This window comes from Alteribacillus sp. JSM 102045, from assembly GCF_041949975.1.
In the GTDB taxonomy this organism is placed as follows: Bacteria; Bacillota; Bacilli; order Bacillales; family Marinococcaceae; genus Alteribacillus.
Map to the genome: position 1 here is coordinate 74260 of NZ_JBHFQG010000009.1, position 20041 is coordinate 94300.

Below are 20041 nucleotides of genomic sequence, written 5' to 3' on the forward strand. Positions count from 1 at the left end.
CTGTGAATAACAAAGATATTTATATAGTTGGTGCAGGGACTTATGGAGAAGCAATGTTTGAATTAGCTGAAATACTAGGTTATAAAGTTAAAGCCTTTTTTGATGAAGATGAGAAGAAGCTTCATGAATCAATAATGGGTGTAGAAATAACTGATAAATTCTCAAATTTATCATGTCAAGAAATAAAAGGCAAACAGTTTATTGTTGCAATAGGAAATAATGAAGCAAGGTTCAATATTATGAATGAAATTAACTCATTAGGAGGTAATACCCCATCCTTAATCCATCCAACAGCAGTGATAAGCCCAAGTGCCGAAATTGGTATAGGGGTGTATATACAGGCAAATGTATACATTTGGACAAAAGTAAAGGTTAATGACTTTAGTATTATTAGCCCTAATTCTGTAATAGCACATCATTCCACAATTGGAAAAGCGTGTCTTGTTTCAACACTTACTGGCATAGGAGCTTCTATAAAAGTCGAAGATAAAGTTTTTATTGGGATGGGTTCAACTATAGTTACAGGATTGGCTTATATAAGAGAAAATTCTATTATTGGAGCAGGGGCAGTAGTCCTTAAAAATACAGAAAGAAATAGCGTTTATGCTGGCATTCCTGCCAAAAAAATTAGGAGTATTAAATAGTTAACACTTAACTTAGAAGAGTCAATGAGTGTTTCAAAAAACAAAGAATTTAAATTTTGTGTCGGATTCTAGGGTGAGCAAATGAATATTATATTTTTATCCATTGGTAAATTAAACAATATCGAAGAAAAAGGGATATACACAGACCTTTTACGGCAATTCAGAGATAATGGCCACAAAGTATATGTTGTTAGTCCGAGAGAGAAACGTCTAAATAAGCCTACAGAATATGTCGATGAAAATGGAGTTCATTTTTTAAGAGTTAAGATTGGAAATATAACCAAGGTTAGTGTAGTAGAAAAAGGTATTTCCACAGTGATGATCGAGTACTTGTTCCTTAAAGCAATTAAACAGTACCTTAAGGATGTAAAATTTGACTTAGTATTGTATTCAACCCCGCCCATAACCTTTGAAAAAGTCATAAGCTATGTTAAAAAGAGAGATAATGCAAGTTCTTATCTATTACTAAAAGATATCTTTCCACAAAACGCTGTGGATTTACGCATGCTTAGTAAATATAACCCTTTGTACAGGTATTTTAGATTTAAAGAAAAAAAATTATATAAGAATTCAAATTATATTGGATGCATGTCACAAGCCAATGTAGATTTTATTTTGAATAACAATCGGAAGTTACCTTCTAATCTAGTTGAAATATGCCCTAATAGCATAGATCCTGAAATAATTGATATTGAAAAAGGTGAAGAACAGAAAAAAAAAATTAGAGAAAAGTACGAAATACCTTTTGATAAGACAGTTTTTATTTATGGAGGTAATCTTGGCAAACCACAAGGTATTGACTATTTAATTAAGTGTTTAAAAGCAAATAAAAATAACAAGCAAGTATATTTTGTGATCGCCGGATCTGGTACCGAATTTAATAAGCTCAAGGCTTTTTTTAATGAAGAAAAGCCAGGTAATGCTCAGTTGTTTAATCAGTTACCGAAAAATGATTATGAAAACCTGGTAAATTCATGTGATGTAGGACTAATATTTCTTGATAACCGATTTACAATACCAAATTTCCCCTCGAGATTACTCTCCTATATGCAGGCTTCCATGCCAGTTTTAGCAGCCACGGACGTTAATACAGATGTTGGAGAAGTTATGGAAAAAGGGAACTTTGGACTATGGTGTGAGAGTAGTAACGTAAATGAGTTTAATAGAGAAGTTCAAAAACTATGTAACAAAGAAGTAAGACATGAAATGGGAGTAAATGCTAGGAGGTATTTAGAAGAAAATTATACAGCAAGGCATTCATATGACATCATAATGAGTCATTTTAAGTAAAGTGGAAAAGAGGTAATTTTATGTTTGAAAATAAGACTCTATTAATCACAGGTGGCACTGGTTCTTTTGGAAATGCTGTAATGAAAAGATTTTTAGATACAGATATAAAAGAAATTCGTGTATTTTCTAGGGATGAGAAGAAACAGGATGAGATCCGTAATTATTTTAAAAGTGAAAAGCTGAAATTTTATATTGGTGATGTACGGGATATTAACAGTGTTCGTGACGCGATGTTTGGAGTGGATTATATTTTTCATGCTGCAGCCCTAAAACAAGTTCCATCATGCGAGTTCTTTCCGATGGAAGCTGTTAAGACAAATATTCAAGGCACAGATAATGTTTTAACAGCCGCTATCAATAGTGGTGTAAAAAAAGTAATAAGTCTCTCAACAGATAAAGCTGCTTACCCAATAAATGCCATGGGAATTTCCAAAGCGATGATGGAAAAGGTGTCTATCGCAAAGTCAAAAACAGTTGATCCAGATAGAACTCTTATATGTAGTACACGTTATGGTAACGTGATGGCTTCTAGGGGTTCAGTAATCCCTTTATTTATTGAACAAATAAAAAATGGACAACCATTGACTGTCACTGATCCTAATATGACGAGGTTTTTAATGAGTCTTGAAGATGCAGTTGAGCTTGTAGTATTTGCCTTTAAACATGCTGAAGCTGGTGATCTTATGGTCCAAAAAGCACCGGCCTCGACTATTGGAGATCTAGCCCTAGCAGTTAAGGAGTTATTTAATGCAGATAATGAAATCCAAGTAATTGGTACTCGCCACGGTGAAAAGCTCTACGAAACTTTACTTACCAGGGAAGAACACGGAGTTGCGGATGACCTGGGGGGGTTCTACCGAGTACCTGCGGATAAGAGAGATCTTAACTATGATAAATACTTCGTAGAAGGGGACCAGAAGTTATCATATGAAGATGAGTATAACTCTCATAACACAGACAGACTAAATATAGAACAGATTAAAAATAAATTGTTAAAGCTTGACTATGTTCAAGAGGAGTTGAAAGGTTTGATGCAAGTATGAATATACTAGTGACTGGCGCAAAAGGGTTTATAGGAAAAAACCTTGTAGCAGAATTAAGAAATCAAAACTACACAAACATCTTTGAATATAGTAAAGAAACAAATCAAAATTTACTAGAGGAATATTGTAAAAAAGCCGATTTTGTGTTTCACCTTGCAGGAGTAAACCGTCCCAAAGACAAGTCCGAATTCATAGATGGTAACTATGGTTTCACCACAATTCTTCTTAATACGTTAAAAAAACATCATAATACTTGTCCTGTATTGTTTTCCTCCTCTGTACAAGCTAAATTGGACAATCCATATGGTATTAGCAAAAAAGCAGGAGAAGACTTGCTGTTTGAATATGGACAGGAGACAGGGGCCAAAGTGCTTGTCTATCGTTTACCAAATATTTTTGGGAAATGGTGTAAACCAAATTATAACAGTGCGGTAGCAACGTTTTGTCATAATATTGCTCATGACTTACCAATAACTATAAAAGATCCAAGTATTACTATTAATTTGATTTATATCGACGACGTAGTAAATGAACTGATCAACGCATTAGAGGGTAACGAAAATACAAATGGTGATTTTTGTAAAGTCCCTAAAATTCACAATGTCACCCTAGGAGAGATAACTGATTTACTTTATTCATTTAAAAGTAGCCGCGAAGAACGTACTATTCCTGATATGTCTAGTAACTTTACTAAGAAGTTATATAGTACGTACCTGAGTTATTTACCAGAAAATCGGTTTAGTTATGACCTTAAAATGAATGTAGACCATAGAGGATCTTTTACAGAATTTATTAAGACTCCTGATAGAGGTCAAGTTTCTGTTAATATATCTAAGCCAGGCATAACCAAAGGTAATCATTGGCACCATACAAAAAATGAGAAATTTTTAGTAGTAAGTGGAAAAGGGGTTATTCGTTTTAGAAAGATTGGATCCAATGATGTGATTGAATACTATGTCAGCGGAAATAAGATGGAAGTTGTAGATATTCCTACTGGTTACACACATAACATTGAAAACCTGGGAGATACCGACATGATCACCATTATGTGGGCAAATGAGCTTTTTGATTCAGATAACCCAGACACTTACTATTTGGAGGTATAAAAAGTGAAGAGGCTGAAGGTCATGACAGTTGTAGGTACAAGACCAGAAATTATAAGGCTGTCAGCTGTAATTAATAAATTAGAAGAGTCAAATGCTATCGATCATACACTTGTCCACACAGGTCAAAACTATGATTATGAATTAAACGAAGTGTTTTTTAAAGATTTTAATTTAAAGAAGCCTAATTACTTCCTTAATGCCGCAACTGGAACAGCCGTAGAAACGATTGGAAATATTCTAGTTAAAATAGATCCCGTCATGGAGGAAATTAACCCAGATGCTTTCTTAGTGTTAGGGGATACGAATAGTTGTTTGTGTGCAATAGCAGCTAAAAGAAGGCGAATTCCTATATTTCATATGGAAGCAGGAAATAGGTGTTTTGACCAGAGAGTTCCAGAGGAAACTAACAGGAAAATTGTTGATCATATGGCAGATATTAATTTAACATACAGCGATATTGCAAGAGAGTATCTTATCAAAGAGGATTTTCCATCAGATAGAATTATTAAAACGGGCAGTCCTATGATTGAAGTTCTTAAATGGAAAAAAAATGAAATAAAAAATTCAGGTGTATTAGAAAGATTAGAGCTAGAGGAGGGAAACTATTTTGTAGTATCAGCTCATAGGGAAGAGAATATCAATTCAAAAGTCAATTTCTTAGAGTTGATTGATAGTTTAGAAGCAATTGGTGAAAAATATAACTTACCTGTGATTGTGAGTGCACATCCTAGAACAAAAAAAATGATTGAGTCGAGAGGGGTTAAGTTTAATTCATTAGTAAAAATAATGAAACCTTTAGGGTTTAATGATTATATTAAGCTTCAAATTAAGGCGAAAGCTGTACTTAGTGATAGTGGAACTATTAGTGAGGAATCTTCTATTCTTGGTTTTAAAGCATTGAACATTCGAGAGGCTCATGAAAGGCCAGAAGCAATGGAAGAAGCATCAGTAATGATGGTCGGATTAAAGAAAGAAAGAATTTTACAAGGACTTGAGGTATTAGAGACTCAAGAAAAAGACACTTTAAGGCTTGTTGGAGATTATAGTATGTCTAATGTGTCGGAAAAATTATTAAGAATCATATTGTCCTATACTGATTATATTAATAGGGTGGTTTGGAGGAAATAGTGTGAGAAAGAAGGTTTTGATTATGACCGGTTCGTATCTCCCGGGAGTTAAAGGGGGCGGTCCAATACAATCAATTAAAAACTTAGTGAATAACCTTTCATATAGAATTGAATTCTATATTGTAACTTCCGATAGGGATGTAGGGGATAATAAGCCATTTCCAGATGTGAAAACAGATGAGTGGTTGGAGGTTGGAGAGGCAAAAGTTCTCTACACTGATGTATCAAACTTAACTGTTAATAAAACTAGAGATATACTTAATAGCATAAATTTTGATGTGTTGTATTTAAATAGTTTTTTTTCATTTAAATTTAGTATAGTACCTATAATACTAAAAAAGTTTAATCAATTATCAAATAAAACTATTGTTCTTGCACCTAGAGGAGAATTCTCCAGTGGAGCGCTAAATCTAAAAAACAGAAAGAAGAAATTTTTTCTAAAAATATCAAAAACAATGGGTTTATATAAAAATATCACATGGCATGCATCAGCATATCAAGAGAAAGAAGATATTGAAAAGATATTTGGTGAAGACAATAATATTTATGTTGCTAAGAATTTAACTGCAAACTATAAAGAACTTAATTATGACAAAGTTATCAAAAAGAAAAAAGGTGAACTGAAAATTGTATTTATATCAAGAGTGCATCCAAAGAAAAATCTTAAAAAGGCTTTAGAGTTCTTAAACTATGTTGATGGTAAAGTAGAATTTAATATTTATGGACCTATAGAAGATAAGTTATATTGGTCTGAGTGTGAAAAAAAAATAGCACATTTACCGCAAAATATTAAAGTTTTATATAAAGGGTTAGTAGAACACGACCAAATTATATCTATCTTTAAAAAACATCATATATTACTTTTCCCAACATTAGGTGAAAATTTTGGGCATGTTATTTCTGAAGCATTAATTGGTGGTTGTCCAGTGATTATAAGCAACCAGACTCCTTGGATCGGACTGGAAGAAAAAAATATTGGTTGGGATATTAAACTTAAAGATGAAGTTAATTTTGTTAATGCTCTTCAGTATTGTGTAAATATGGATAATGAAGAATACAAATTTATGTCAAAAAAGGCATTTCATTTTGGTAGGGAAAACTCGAATAATCAAGAAGAAATAGAGAAAAACTTTTATTTATTTACTTTATAATTGTATTTTCAAAAAATAAATAACTCAGAATATGTATTATAGGTGGTAATGATTACATATTTACAAATAGTTCCCTTTTCTAAGTGTATGTTATGAAGGTTGCTCTTAATTTTGTTATACTTAAAGTTAAATTAGAGAGGACATTAAAATGTATATTAGTGCAGTTGTTGGCAGTAAAGAGAACATAAATGAGTGGAAAGAAATACTACGAATTTATATTAGCAAGAATGGTTACTATCATAAATTTCATACCATGAAAACTACTAAAAGTTTAAATATATATATTGGGTTCTGTTGGTTTAGTAGTAAAGAAATAAATCAAGGTGAGTTAATCGAAGAATATGATAATAAGATCATTTATAACTGTATCTCATTGATAAGTAATAATAATGATTTTGTCTTTAACAAAGAAAAAAATGAATTTTCTATTAAAACACCAATTGCTTCCCCAGAAGAAATTATGTATATCAATAATGACAATAGATTTTTAGTAATGTCCAATGATTTAAGAGTATTATTGAATTTTTCAAATAGAAAGCTAGATTCTAAAGGTGTATATAATTTACTTAAGTATGGGGCATTTTTACCTAGAACCAGTTTGTATAAAGATATAGAAAAGATTCCTCGTGGATATGAATCTAACTTTATTGTTAGTGATGAAAATATCACTAAAATTGTATTTCACCCAAGGAAACCACTTAAAACGTATTATTCTGAAGAACAAAACTTGGAAAATGATTTTAATAATACCATTTCAAATAGCATAAAACAACTTCCTGATAATCCCGTCTTATATTTTAGCGGTGGTGTGGACTCCTCATACATAGCTGCTATGTTTAAGGAAGTTGGGAGAGATGATGTTATTCTTTTTAATTACTCTTTTGGAGATGAAGATGTTGAGGCAGCACATGCAAAAGATGTAGCAAGAATTTTAGATTTGCCATTTATGCAGGAGAAATTTGATGAAAGAAAAATATTAGAAACTATTAACTCATTAGGTAAAGATTACTCAAACCCATTTGGAGATGGTTCGGTATTACCTACAAATATGTTAATAAATTCATCACTAGAAAGTCTAAATAATGTTGGTGTAATTATTGATGGTGTTGGTGCTGATGGACTTCTAGGTATGCATGGTAAAATAACTCAATGGTCTAAAATATACAAGGTACCAAATTTGTTTAGAAATACAATCTCTGTACTATATAAATTTTTAGGCGTGTATAATTACCCTCAAGATTCATTTGTGGAGAAGATAGGGAGAATATCACGAAGAAGTGTACAATCGCCATTATCACAGGCCTCTGTTATGGCACAGAACCCATTGGATAATATTATGTATGATATTCCACCAGAGCAAAATAACGAATTTAATCTAGAAATAAATAAGTACTTGCATTCTTTTGCTGAAGATATAGTGGATAAAAGTGGCGTCATAAGTTTGATAGATATTATGCATACTTGTGCAGGAGAATACGCATCAAAGACCTTTAGTCCCCTTAATTCAAGAGGAATAAGGGTATTTTATCCTTTCCTTCAAGATGAGATTATTAATTTAGGTCTTTCTAGTAATATTTTCAATAGTGAAATCGAATCAAAATCAATTTTGAAAAAATACTTAGAGAATTATTTGCCTAAGGAATTTATTTATCGAAAAAAGAGTGGGTTTACACCTCCTTACGCAAAAATTTTTGCTCTAAGTGAAATACAAGCTTATTTTAGGGAAGTAGTTTTATCAGAAAAAAATGAGCTAACAATATTTATAAATAAAATACCTATTCTTAATGCACTTGACTTATTGAACAAGAATAAGACAGTGAGTGTGGGAGTTTATAACTTTTTGTGGGTATTATTTTTTACTACAAAATGGATGAATGAACAAAAATAAATAGGTAAGGAAAAGTCAAAAGTTATTTAGACAAGGTATGATATATATCAGAATTATTCAACAAGGCGGTGATTTTTGAATGGAACCATCTAATCTGAAGGTGTTATTTTTAACAGATATCCCTTCACCTTATAGGGTATCTTTTTTTAATGAGTTAGGTAAGTTATGTAATCTGACGGTTCTTTTTGAAAGAAAAGCATCAAAAAATAGAGAAAAAAGTTGGCATAGTGAGGAATTTAGTAATTTTACTCCGATCTTTTTAAAGGGGATTAAATTAAACGCAAATAAAAGAATAAATTTAGATGTTAGGAAATACTTAAAGGAAGATTTATTTGATCTATTTATAATAGGTGGTTATAGTACACCTACTGGAATTCTTGCTATTGAGGTATTGAATTTCAAAAAAATCCCTTTTATTTTAAATGCTGACGGGGGTGTGGTTAGAAAAGAAAGTAAATTGAAAACTATGATAAAAAGGCATTTTATAAGTAGTGCAAAATACTGGTTGAGTACAGGGAATAATACAAGTAAATACTTGGAGCACTACGAAGCGATTAAAAAAAACATTTATAAATATCCCTTCACATCCTTTTCCCGACAAGATGTATTAAATACTATTGTAAGTGAAAATGATAAAAATAAAATAAAGAGGGAATTAAATATTACAGAAGAAAAAGTTATTTTAACAGTCGGGCAATTTATTCCTAGAAAGGGTATTGATGTATTATTAAAAGCTTGTATCGATCTTCCAAAAAATTATGGTATTTATATAATAGGTGGAGATCCTCCACGACAGTATACCGACTTTAAAGAGCGTAATAAACTTAATAATGTTCATTTCATTAATTTCCTAGATAAGGATGAATTAAAGAAATATTACTATTGTAGTGATGTATTTGTACTCCCAACAAGAGAGGATGTATGGGGACTTGTAATTAACGAAGCCATGGCTAATGGACTGCCGGTAATTACAACAGAAAAATGTGTTGCTGGATTAGAAATGATAAAAGAAAAAGAGAATGGTTTTATTATTCCTGTAGACGATAACGACACTTTATCAGATAAAATTAAGCAAATTATGGTTAATGAGAGTTTAAGGAAAAATATGGCGGTTAATAGTTTGAAAAAGGCAAAAGAATACACCATTGAAAACATGGCTGCTACTCACTTAAATATACTTGAGACTGTTCTAAAAAAGGAAAATTAATTTTATGGTAAGTATTGGGTATAAATTAGAGGATTCTAGATTTAGGATTAAAAAGAGTAACTTAGAATGGATAGGTATAAGTTTATTATTATTATTTAGCTTTGTTAGTTCAACTACACTGCTGATATCCCTTTTTTTCTTATTGTTTTTATTGCTACAAAAGGAAATAGGAGCAATAAAAATTTTGAATATAATTACACTTCGTACAATTATTAATCCTGTTATAGCTGTTAATATAGGGACTTTTCAGAGTGTAAAATGGATAATTATCATGGGGTGTTCTATATACCTAATATTTTCATTTTTGAAAATGAGAATTAAAGATTCAGATAAAATTAGAAACATTCTTTTATTGTTAATAGTATTTACTGGTTATAATACTATAACATCACTATTATTTAGTTCTTTGCCTGTAGTATCAATCTTTAAATTACTAAGTTATGCAATCGTTTTTGCTGCAATTTTAATTGGTATTGGCTATACGTATGACAAAATTAACTGGATTAAATGGATGCTAAATTTACTAAAATTAGTTATTATACCTTCGGTAATATTTATTAGTTTATCATTTAGCTTTGAAACAAATGGGTATTCATTTCAAGGTATTACTAATCAGCCAAATGTATTTGGTATTATATCTGTTTTATTTGTCGCTATTTCACTAGTATGGCTCAAGCTGAATAAATCAAAGTACATTAAGATATATACTTTTTCAATTATTATAATGACAATTACTTTGGTAGTTCTTAGCCAATCGAGAACAGCGTTTATTTCCATTTTGTTAATAATATTCACTTATATATTTTTTAGCGATATTAATAAAAAGTTAAAATTTACTATACTACCTTTTTTCTTTTCTGTATTAATATCTCTAACTTTTAATAATAAAATTATTAGTTTTTTTAATGATTTTTTAAGCAAGGGACAAACTGTTGATAATCTATTGTTTTCTCGTAGTAATCAAATTAACGGGTTACTTACAAATATAAATAACAGTCCTTGGTTTGGTAATGGTTTCGCCGTTCCCGTGTTACCTTTTAGAACATTTGAATTTAGTTATGATTATATTGTTGAACCGGGGAATATCATACTTGCAATCTTATCATATAGTGGAATAATTGGTTTTGTTATTTTTATATTATATATTATAAAAATATTACTAATAAGCAAATCCTACTTTATGTACTTTAGTTATCTCCCAATGGCTGCAATTTTAATCAGTATGGGGGAAATGGTTTTTTTTAGTACTAATAATATTGGGATTTGGTGTTATATGTTTTTAGCAATATATATATTTGGTGGCCAGATTAAAAGAAAACACTTGTGATTATTTAATCTGATAATTGCATAAGGTTAGGAATCACACTGTTATATGTTTTGAAATGATAATAAATTATTTTATTAGTAGGAGGATTGCAATATGGTTAACCTTTCGATAATAATTCCGCATTATAATTCAAGTGATTCACTAGACAAACTTATTGAAACTATTCCGCTTTCACAAGAAATTCAGATAATAATTATTGATGATAATAGTGATGGCATACATAAGAGAAACTTATTTCGAATAAAAGAAAAAAACTTCCATCGGTATATCGAATTTTATAAAAATGATATAAGTAATCGCAGTGCGGGTTCTTGTAGAAATATAGGGATTAACCATGTTAAAGGAAAGTGGATTTTGTTTGCAGACGCTGACGATTATTTTGTGGAAGGGTTTTACGAGATATTAAGTGAATATTTTAACACAAATAATGACGTAGTATTTTTTACCCCTACAAGTGTTGAAAGTCAAACTGGTAATTTATCAGATAGACATGAAACATTAGAGAGAATAATAAGTAATTATATTCAGAAACAAGACAATGAATCAGAGTTGTTTTTAAGATATAAGTTTTTTGTCCCTTGGTCGAAGTTAATCAATACAAATTTTTTAGAAAAAAATAAAATTGATTTTGATGAAGTCATTGCTTCAAACGATGTAATGTTCTCAACAAAAGTAGGCCATTACATGGAAAAATTCGTCACTTCCCAAAAAATAATATATTGTGTTACAAGAAATAGAGGCAGTTTGTCAGTAAATATTAGCGAAGGTGTTTTTGATGCAAGACTAATCACACACATTAATTATTGTGATTTTTTAAAGTTGAACTTGGCATCTAAGGATTTAAAATATTTTAATCTAAGAGGATCAGGATACCTTATAAGTGTCATGAAATATCGTCTGGGGATTAAAAAAATGATATCTACAATCGCTATTTTAAAAAAATCAAAAATTAAAGTTTTTGATTATAAATATCTTAATCCAGTTTATACTATTAAAAAAATTAAATATCATTTTAGTGAATATAATAAAAATAGAAAATTTTTTACAAGGGTTCAGTAAAAATTAAAAATAGAAATAAAATGTTAAATTCAAAAAAAAAAAAATTTATAGATTAATAGAAAGGGATATTATAATGAGTAAATATATACTGATAACTGGAGGCGAATTATTTAATAAAGGTGCACAATCTATGACCTTTGTAGCCGTTGATGAAATAAAGAAAAGATTTCCTGATTCTAAAATAATCCTACTATCAAGTGCTGATTATCGAAGAAAAGTGTCTGAAAAAAAACAGTATAACTTTGAAATATTACCATTTGATTCTAGTATAATCTTTCAATTGGTAGGAGGGATTTATAAAGTAATTTGGAATCTGAAAACTAACAAAAACTCTAGAACTAAATATGAGTATTTATTGCCAGTTTTTAAAAATATATTAGTAAACACAGCAGCTATAATTGACATTAGTGGTTATGCGTTATCATCTCAATTTGGAAGTAAAAGGTCACTAGCATATTTGGCAAAGATAATGCTCGCGAAAAAATATAATATAAATATGTATATGATGCCCCAATCATATGGGCCTTTTTCGTATGGTGATTTGGAAAAAATAGTAAATAGGTATTACATTAAAAGGTATATGCAGTATCCTGAATTAATTTTTGCTAGAGAGGAAGAGGGTTATAAATTATTAAAAAATGACTATGGTTTAACTAATGTAAAAAAATCTAATGACTTAGTTTTAATGAATAAGTCTATTAATTTATTAAATGTTTATAAGAAAGTTCCAGAAGGAAATACGTTTTTTGATAATATTAAAGGTGTAGCAATCGTACCTAATATGAAAAATTTCAAGCATGGTAACATAGATCAAATAATGTCTTTGTATGATAGTATTATCAAACTGTTATTAAAAGAAAATAAAACCGTTTATCTTATACGTCATTCATTTGAGGATATTCAAGCTTGTAAAATGATAAAGGAAAGATATATAGATAATAATAATGTGATTTTAATATCAGATGATATGAGTTGTTTAGTTTTTGATGAATTAGTTCAAAGGTTTGATTTTATAATAGGTTCTAGGTTTCATTCTATAGTTCATGCCTATAAAAATTCTATTCCTTGTATTTCATTGGGGTGGGCAACAAAATATCATGAATTATTAAAGTCTTTTAAACAAGAGGATTATATTTTTGATGTTAGGAACAATTTAAATGTCGACGCAGTCGAGTATGCAATTAAAAAAATGTTAGGGCAAAGGAACTATGAATCAGATAATATTAGATCTATTCTTACAGAGGTACAAACAAGAAATGTTTTTGATGTTTTGGAAAGTAATATACGTGCCTGAAACTTAAATGATGTATTACTTTAGTAATATAAGTTTCTTGTGGTTTAAATAATTTGCATTATCAGTGTATATAGGCGGGATAAAAATATGAAAAAAATATTCAAAAAATTTTTTAGTAATAAAAGGTTAACTTTTATTAAAACTAATTTAAATTTTATGCTAATAAAAATAATGGCTAAGTCAAAATTTTTGTCTTCGGTTTACTATCTATTTTCAGGTGGATTTAAACGAGAACATTATAGCGTTCTAAATGGAAAGTTAAAACACTTACAAGATATTAAGAATAAGGACTCTAACCAGTATTTATTAAGGAGGAACATACATCGATTAGAAAAAGGTCTTTTAATGAGGCCTACGAGAAAAGTCTTTGCTGTTGGATACTTAGAAGAAACAGTAAATTGTTATAAAGCACTAATTGATTCTCAAAAAGGTAGTGATTTTGTTAATCTAGGCGAGTTAAAATGGGCATCTGATGTGTTAACAAACTTTTTTGAAGTAGCCGGTTCGCACGAAGTGATTGATAAAATGGAGAAGGTTTTTTCTGAAATTAAACATATAGATATGGAAGAGGATTTAATAAATACTAAATATGTACCTTATGTTAGGAATTTAAAAGCTAAACCGAATGTATCATATGAAAATTTATTAGAATTAGCTAAATTTAGAAGATCGGTAAGATGGTTTGAACCTAAGAGTGTCCCCAAAAATATAGTTGATAAAGCTATTAAGCTAGCTTCTTTGTCTCCAAGTGCCTGTAACCGTCAACCATTCAAATTTAAAATCTTTGACGATCCTAATTTGCTATCAAAATTATCAGAATTACCTATGGGGACAAAGGGATATAGTGATAATATACCAACAATGGTAGCATTAGTGGGGGACTTAAGTGCATACCCATTTGAAAGGGATCGACATCTAATATATATTGATTCATCATTAGCTGCGATGTCATTTATTTTGGCTTTAGAGACACAAGGTATAAGTTCATGTATAATTAACTGGCCTGATATTGAAAGTCTTGAGGAGAGTATTGTGGATTTTCTGAGTTTAAAAGATTGTGAAAGAGTGATAATGCTAATAGGAATCGGATATCCTGATGAAACTGGAAAAGTTGCATATTCAAAAAAGAAAAACTTGCATGAATTAAGACAGTATAATATATAAAGTACACTTAGTTTTTATAGAAAGTTTGAAGTGATATTATCAATGGAAAATAATTTAAAGAATAAGGCTATAAGTGGAGTCAAGTGGACAAGTTTAAATACCTTGTTTACAACTTTTACTTCCCCTGTATATCAAATAGTATTAGCATTTTTGCTAGAACCACAGGAATTTGGCTATATTGCAGTGATTAGCTTATTTATAGGATTATCAATTTTACTTAGTGATGTAGGAATAGGCGAATCGATAATTCAACGAGACAATGTTACATCAACTCAAATATCATCATTATTCTATTTTAATTTGATATTAACTTCTGCTATTGCTTGTATAATTTATATATTAGCACCATATATACAAAACTTTTATAATTTACAAAACTTAGAGAGCATTATTCGTTTACTGGTTATAACAGTAATTTTTAATAGTATGTCAAGTGTTTTTAGGGTATATATACAAAAAAAAATGTTATTTAGAAATTTATCGATAATCCAAATTTCCAAAACTAGTATAGATATTTTAGCATCAAGTCTATTAATTTGGCTTGGCTACGGAATAATAGGGTATGTTTATGGAACTATAATTGCCTCAACATTTAATACAATACTATTAATTTTAATTGCTTTTAACAGAACAGATTTAAGGATATTGTTCTACTTTAATATTAAAGAAGTAATGCCTTTTTTAAATTTCGGAATATCAATTTCTTTAAAGAAAATATTAACATTTGTAAGTCAGCGTTTAGATGAAATTATTATTGGAGGTAGTTTATCTTCTGATGTTTTAGGAGTTTATTACTTTGGTAAAAGATTAATATTACAACTACAAACCGTTATGACAAATTCTTTTTCTAGAGTATTGCTACCAATTTTTTCGAGATTAAAAAAAGATCTCTCTAATTTAAAGAATGCTTATATGAAAATTACATACATGTCCGCAATGGTAGGATTTCCTATTTTTGTTGGTTTGGCATTAACCTCTCACTTAATAATCCCAGTATTTTTTGGAGATGATTGGTCAGGTTCAATAGAAGTAATTCGAATTTTGTCTTTTGCAATGTTATTTCAAGTACTAACAGCAAACATTGCAACATCTATGTTGTATTCTGTCAATAGGCCTAATTCAGTATTAATGATAGACATTTTTACTAATGTAATTTATTTTATTAGTTTATTATTATTCAGTTATATGGGACTCACAATTATTCTAATATTGTATGCACTATACACAATTACTAAAGCAGTTATTTTGCAATTTTACGTTGGTAAAGAACTGAAATATAGCATAATAGAGTATTTCCAAATGTTTAAAAAAATTATTTTTTCAAATATATCAATGACTTTAATTATTGTAATACTAAGCTTTCTATTGAGTGGTATTAATGAATTAATACAGTTAATTATAACCGTAATGATTGGTGTATTTGTATATATAACCATTCAATGGATAAATGATAGGGGAAATATGGTTTTTTTAATTACTACTATTAAAAAAAAGAGTAAGAGTGATTGAACAACTGAATAGATCATCATTACGGCAATTTTATCTTACTTTTAAATTGTGGGTACGTATTATAGTAAATAGATTCATTCGACTCAAATTAATAAAAAAGGCATCGTTTAATGATGGTAAATCAGTATAAAGAAAGCGAATGGAAGTTTCACGAAGGAGGAATTTCTCCATTTTCTTATTTAAAGGAACTGAGTGTACGAAGAACCCTATTGAATAAAATTTAAGAAATTCAATCCGTGTTGCCGGGGTAACTCTAGGAAATTGGCTCAATTAAAGTTATTAAAAAATAGTTCTTAAGGGTCGTTACGGCGTAAAATAGGAAAATCAGTGTCAGCCACCGCTAAAGGACAAATGTTCTTCATGAGGACATCTTGATTTTGTCTCTGGCATGGTGAAAAAGTCATACGAGGTTGATAGTGAAGGGTGATGGCTTTTTCTCTGCAATCCTTAAATTTTGAATATTACCATCAAATAGAATCAGTCTTACCATGTTTTTGATATTAATATTAACGGGTATTTTCTCCTGATCAAATTGGTTGCGTTTCATATTAGGGTCTTTACAAGGAGACTCTGGGTAATGGTTTTTGGCAAGAAACGGTAGCTAGGAGCTTGCCTTACAAGGAAGATTACCATTACCACCCCTCCTTGTAAAGACCGTGTTTTGAAATTTTTAAAGAGGTTCAAAGTCCTGGTTCTTTAAATGGCAGAGATGGTTCACTTCAATACATAAAATTATCGATATTTACTGTTTGTCGGTTTTTTACAAATATATTAGAAGCTTGTCGTCATTAAAAAGTAGATCACTTAATCTATGCATCTTCAAGTTCTGTCTATGGAGCGAATGTAAAGATGCCTTTTTCCACTTCAGATAATGTCGATCATCCAGTTAGTCTTTATGCAGCAACGAAGAAGTCTAATGAATTAATGGCTCATACGTATAGTCATTTATATGGCATTCCAACAACAGGGTTACGTTTCTTTACTGTTTATGGTCCAATGGGGCGACCGGATATGGCATATTTCTCGTTTACGAAAAACATCCTTGAAGGAAATACAATTAAAGTGTTTAATGAAGGGAATATGCAACGAGACTTTACCTATATAGATGACATTGTTGATGGAATTATACGTCTGATTGATCAACCACCAAAACCAGATGATGAATGGGATAGACAAAATCCAGATCCAAGTTCCAGCTATGCACCATATAAAGTCTACAACATTGGAAACAATCAACCCGTGAAGTTAATGGATTTTATTCAAACGTTGGAGAAACACATTGGTATGGAAGCAAAGAAAGAGTTTTTACCAATGCAGCCAGGTGATGTACAAGCTACCTATGCTGATATTGATGATTTACATCAAGCAACTGGTTTTCAACCAACGACATCAATAGATGAAGGATTAAAGAAATTTGTAGATTGGTATCTACAATACTATGACGTTAAAACGAAACTTGTATCTCCTAGTACAATGTCGTAATTAAAGCTCTTTTCATTTTTGGAAAGAGCTTTCATTTATGTAAGGGAGCTTGATTAGGTGAAGACTTTACCCATCGAAGGAGGGAAATAATGAAGAATATTGCTGTAGTGGGAACCGGTTATGTTGGACTAGTGACTGGTGTGGCATTATCAGAAATTGGTCACAGCGTTACTTGTATTGATATAGATGAAGCAAAAGTAGAAAAGATGAATCGCGGTGCATCCCCAATCTATGAACCAGGATTAGAAGATTTAATGAAAGCAAATATAGAGAGAGGCCGTCTTCATTTTACTAGTAGTTATCTAGATGGCTTTGAACGTGCGGAAGTGGCTTATATTGCTGTTGGTACACCCGAAAAGGAAGATGGGACAGCTGACCTTAGATTTATCGAAACAGTAGCCAAAAGTATAGCTCAACATGCCAAAAGAGATATGGTCGTTGTTACAAAGAGTACCGTCCCCGTAGGAACAAACGATTATGTTCGGGAATTAATTCATAACAACCTAGTTGCTGATGTAAACATTGAAGTTGTCTCTAATCCAGAATTTCTACGAGAAGGTTCTGCGGTTCAGGATACCTTCCAAGGGGATCGCATTGTAATCGGAGCAGATACAGAAGCAGCAGCCAGAACCATTGAAGAGATTAACCTGCCATTTGGAATTCCTAATTATAAGACAGATATCCGTAGTGCTGAAATGATTAAGTATGCATCCAATGCTTTTCTAGCAACGAAAATTAGCTTTATAAATGAGATTGCAAACCTTTGTGATCGCCTTGGAGCTAATGTAGAAGATGTTGCAGCTGGTATGGGACAAGACGAACGCATCGGTAATAAGTTCTTGAACGCGGGTATTGGTTACGGCGGCTCTTGTTTTCCAAAAGACACCAGTGCCTTAGTCCAACTAGCAGACCAAGCAGGCGAACCATTTGAGCTACTGCGATCCGTTATGAAAGTAAATGAAAAACAGAAAAGGTTGTTAGTTGACAAAGCCACTGAACACTTTGGTTCCTTAAAAGGGAAAACAGTAGCCCTCCTTGGTTTAGCATTTAAACCAAACACCGATGATATGCGTGAAGCTCCTTCAATCACCATTTCTCAAGAATTAATTCTTCAAGGGGCTAATGTCATTGGTTATGATCCAATCGCTAAAGAAAATGCACAAAAGGTATTACCAGGTGCTGTGAAATATGCAGAAAACCCAGAAGAAGCATGCAAAGCAGCAGACTTTGCTATGATCCTAACGGAATGGGGAGAAATTCAAGAACTAAGCTTAGAAGACTACAAAGCATGGCTAAACGACCCAGTCTTATTTGACGGACGAAACTGCTACGAACCAAACGAAGCAAAAGAGAAAGGTATCAAATACTTTTCTATCGGAAGACCAGGAATCAAAAACGGAAAAAGAATCTCCTGTTACTTCTTAATTGTTCAAGAGACCGATATGTCATCACCCTCCCAACTATGTCTAAAGTATAGAGAGGGTGATGAAAATGAAACTAGGTAGCTCTATATGTCTACAGTACTGTCCTAATCCCTTTGTTTCTAGGTCTAATTATTATTAATAAGAAATCCTTTATCACTATAGAAGACCCTTTTTACACGTAATTTAGAAATTGGAATGTAATGATTTTACGAAGTACTTATCAAACCAAGGTACCTTTTTACCTGCAGTGTTTTTGTTTATAGTCACTATAGATAATAGATTCAAAGGGAGAGGAAGACATGAATAAAGAAGAACTAGTAAAGCTGATGCAACGTTTTATAGAACGAGCGGAACAGGATCAACAATTAACAGTAGAAACAGCCGTTCAGCACTTATCTCAAGAGATGGAAATGTATCGAAAGGAATCTGTCTGATCAAGCTGCAGCGTTATCTCTTTTCACATTAAATATTGCCAATTTTAAAAATTTATATTTAGGTTATGTGTAAGGCAGCTCTTTTCTTCCCTAAAGTCATGTTCCAGCATTTGAAACGCTGTATAATATTCACGGGTCTATTTAATCAAACGTTTGATTAAACGATATGATATATAGAATGGGATCCTCAGCCCGTGTAAGAAGCTGCGTTCTATATATCTAGAATCGAGCGATTACAAAAAGAGGTAGCTGCTAATGATAATGTCACGTATATCAACCACTAAATTCAGCAGGTAAGAATCGTTCATGGTAGAAAGAGTGACGCTTGCCTGCTGATTTTGTTTTTAGGAAAATGGTTTGAAGCTACTTGTCAATTTTCTCTCTTACACGTGTTCCAGGGGTTTCGTAAATGACAGAATACACATGGCGGTTCGCTGCATTTGTTTTTTAATATGTAAGCGGATTGTTTCATTGGCAGTTGTTGGCCGTTTTTAAAGGTGATGATTGATTTTATCGAAGGTTCTTGTGGGGATCTATAGGCTTGGATGGAGCTGACGTGGTGGTAGAAGATCCAGTTGCATTCAAAGGCTCTTGGGGAATGGGTGGGGAAGGCGAAGATGTGATGGAGTGGGTCGACCGGAATCGGTACTTTCTGTTTCGAGCCCGTTTGATATGTAACCGCCATTCGCCTTCCTTCATAGCTCGAACCGCTATCTAAACAAGCGGATTTTATCAGTTGAATCGGTGTCTTCCGGACGAAAACCTTCTGGTGTGCTTCTAAAGCAATCCCATTGTAGTCCGTGTGAGCCACAGACAGCAGCGCCATCGTACTCGAATTTATTTCGTAATGATCAACAACTTTTTCATACATAGATCATGCACTCCTTTGGTG

16 protein-coding genes and 1 pseudogene are annotated in these 20041 nt (G+C 31.5%); 16 read left to right on the forward strand and 1 reads right to left on the reverse strand.

Annotated elements, in window-relative coordinates; all coding sequences use genetic code 11:
- Window positions 1-2: 2 nt before the first annotated feature.
- From ACE1TI_RS08560 to ACE1TI_RS08635, 16 genes and pseudogenes are all read left to right on the forward strand, one after another.
- Window positions 3-644: a NeuD/PglB/VioB family sugar acetyltransferase gene (locus ACE1TI_RS08560; RefSeq protein WP_375007166.1), complete on the forward strand. Its 642-nt coding sequence runs from the start codon at window positions 3-5 to the stop codon at window positions 642-644.
- A gap of 81 nt (window positions 645-725) precedes the next feature.
- Window positions 726-1934: a glycosyltransferase family 4 protein gene (locus tag ACE1TI_RS08565; protein WP_375007167.1), complete on the forward strand. Its 1209-nt coding sequence runs from the start codon at window positions 726-728 to the stop codon at window positions 1932-1934.
- 20 nt (window positions 1935-1954) lie between these two features.
- Window positions 1955-2977 (forward strand): polysaccharide biosynthesis protein, encoded by a 1023-nt coding sequence (locus tag ACE1TI_RS08570; RefSeq protein ID WP_375007168.1) that lies wholly within the window; start codon window positions 1955-1957, stop codon window positions 2975-2977.
- The gene (locus ACE1TI_RS08575) at window positions 2974-4083 is read left to right on the forward strand and encodes a capsular polysaccharide biosynthesis protein CapF (protein WP_375007169.1); all 1110 of its coding nucleotides are present in this window, start codon (window positions 2974-2976) and stop codon (window positions 4081-4083) included. Before ACE1TI_RS08570 ends, ACE1TI_RS08575 begins: the two co-directional genes overlap by 4 nt.
- Window positions 4084-4086: 3 nt before the next feature.
- Window positions 4087-5211: a non-hydrolyzing UDP-N-acetylglucosamine 2-epimerase gene (wecB, locus tag ACE1TI_RS08580; protein WP_375007170.1), complete on the forward strand. Its 1125-nt coding sequence runs from the start codon at window positions 4087-4089 to the stop codon at window positions 5209-5211.
- Window position 5212: 1 nt separating this feature from the next.
- Complete coding sequence (locus ACE1TI_RS08585) at window positions 5213-6361, forward strand: glycosyltransferase family 4 protein (protein WP_375007171.1); 1149 nt, start codon at window positions 5213-5215, stop codon at window positions 6359-6361.
- Between the two features lie 148 nt (window positions 6362-6509).
- Entirely contained in the window at window positions 6510-8249 is a 1740-nt protein-coding gene (locus ACE1TI_RS08590) for an asparagine synthase-related protein (RefSeq protein ID WP_375007172.1), read from the forward strand.
- Between the two features lie 79 nt (window positions 8250-8328).
- A complete protein-coding gene (locus ACE1TI_RS08595) occupies window positions 8329-9456 on the forward strand; it encodes a glycosyltransferase family 4 protein (RefSeq protein ID WP_375007173.1) in 1128 nt (375 codons plus the stop codon).
- 4 nt (window positions 9457-9460) lie between these two features.
- Entirely contained in the window at window positions 9461-10783 is a 1323-nt protein-coding gene (locus ACE1TI_RS08600) for an O-antigen ligase family protein (protein ID WP_375007174.1), read from the forward strand.
- 93 nt (window positions 10784-10876) lie between these two features.
- Window positions 10877-11842: a glycosyltransferase gene (locus ACE1TI_RS08605; protein WP_375007175.1), complete on the forward strand. Its 966-nt coding sequence runs from the start codon at window positions 10877-10879 to the stop codon at window positions 11840-11842.
- 73 nt (window positions 11843-11915) lie between these two features.
- The gene (locus tag ACE1TI_RS08610; RefSeq protein ID WP_375007176.1) at window positions 11916-13136 is read left to right on the forward strand and encodes a polysaccharide pyruvyl transferase family protein; all 1221 of its coding nucleotides are present in this window, start codon (window positions 11916-11918) and stop codon (window positions 13134-13136) included.
- A gap of 87 nt (window positions 13137-13223) precedes the next feature.
- Complete coding sequence (locus ACE1TI_RS08615; protein ID WP_375007177.1) at window positions 13224-14300, forward strand: nitroreductase family protein; 1077 nt, start codon at window positions 13224-13226, stop codon at window positions 14298-14300.
- Window positions 14301-14342: 42 nt separating this feature from the next.
- Complete coding sequence (locus tag ACE1TI_RS08620) at window positions 14343-15809, forward strand: lipopolysaccharide biosynthesis protein (protein ID WP_375007178.1); 1467 nt, start codon at window positions 14343-14345, stop codon at window positions 15807-15809.
- A gap of 759 nt (window positions 15810-16568) precedes the next feature.
- Window positions 16569-17291: pseudogene (locus tag ACE1TI_RS08625) on the forward strand (NAD-dependent epimerase/dehydratase family protein); the annotation flags it as partial.
- A gap of 89 nt (window positions 17292-17380) precedes the next feature.
- Window positions 17381-18796 (forward strand): UDP-glucose dehydrogenase family protein, encoded by a 1416-nt coding sequence (locus ACE1TI_RS08630; protein WP_375007179.1) that lies wholly within the window; start codon window positions 17381-17383, stop codon window positions 18794-18796.
- Between the two features lie 218 nt (window positions 18797-19014).
- Complete coding sequence (locus ACE1TI_RS08635; RefSeq protein ID WP_375007180.1) at window positions 19015-19149, forward strand: hypothetical protein; 135 nt, start codon at window positions 19015-19017, stop codon at window positions 19147-19149.
- 370 nt (window positions 19150-19519) lie between these two features.
- On the opposite strand, the gene ACE1TI_RS08640 is transcribed toward ACE1TI_RS08635, so the two are convergent.
- Window positions 19520-20020 (reverse strand): competence protein ComK, encoded by a 501-nt coding sequence (locus ACE1TI_RS08640; RefSeq protein WP_375007181.1) that lies wholly within the window; start codon window positions 20018-20020, stop codon window positions 19520-19522.
- Window positions 20021-20041: the final 21 nt, after the last annotated feature.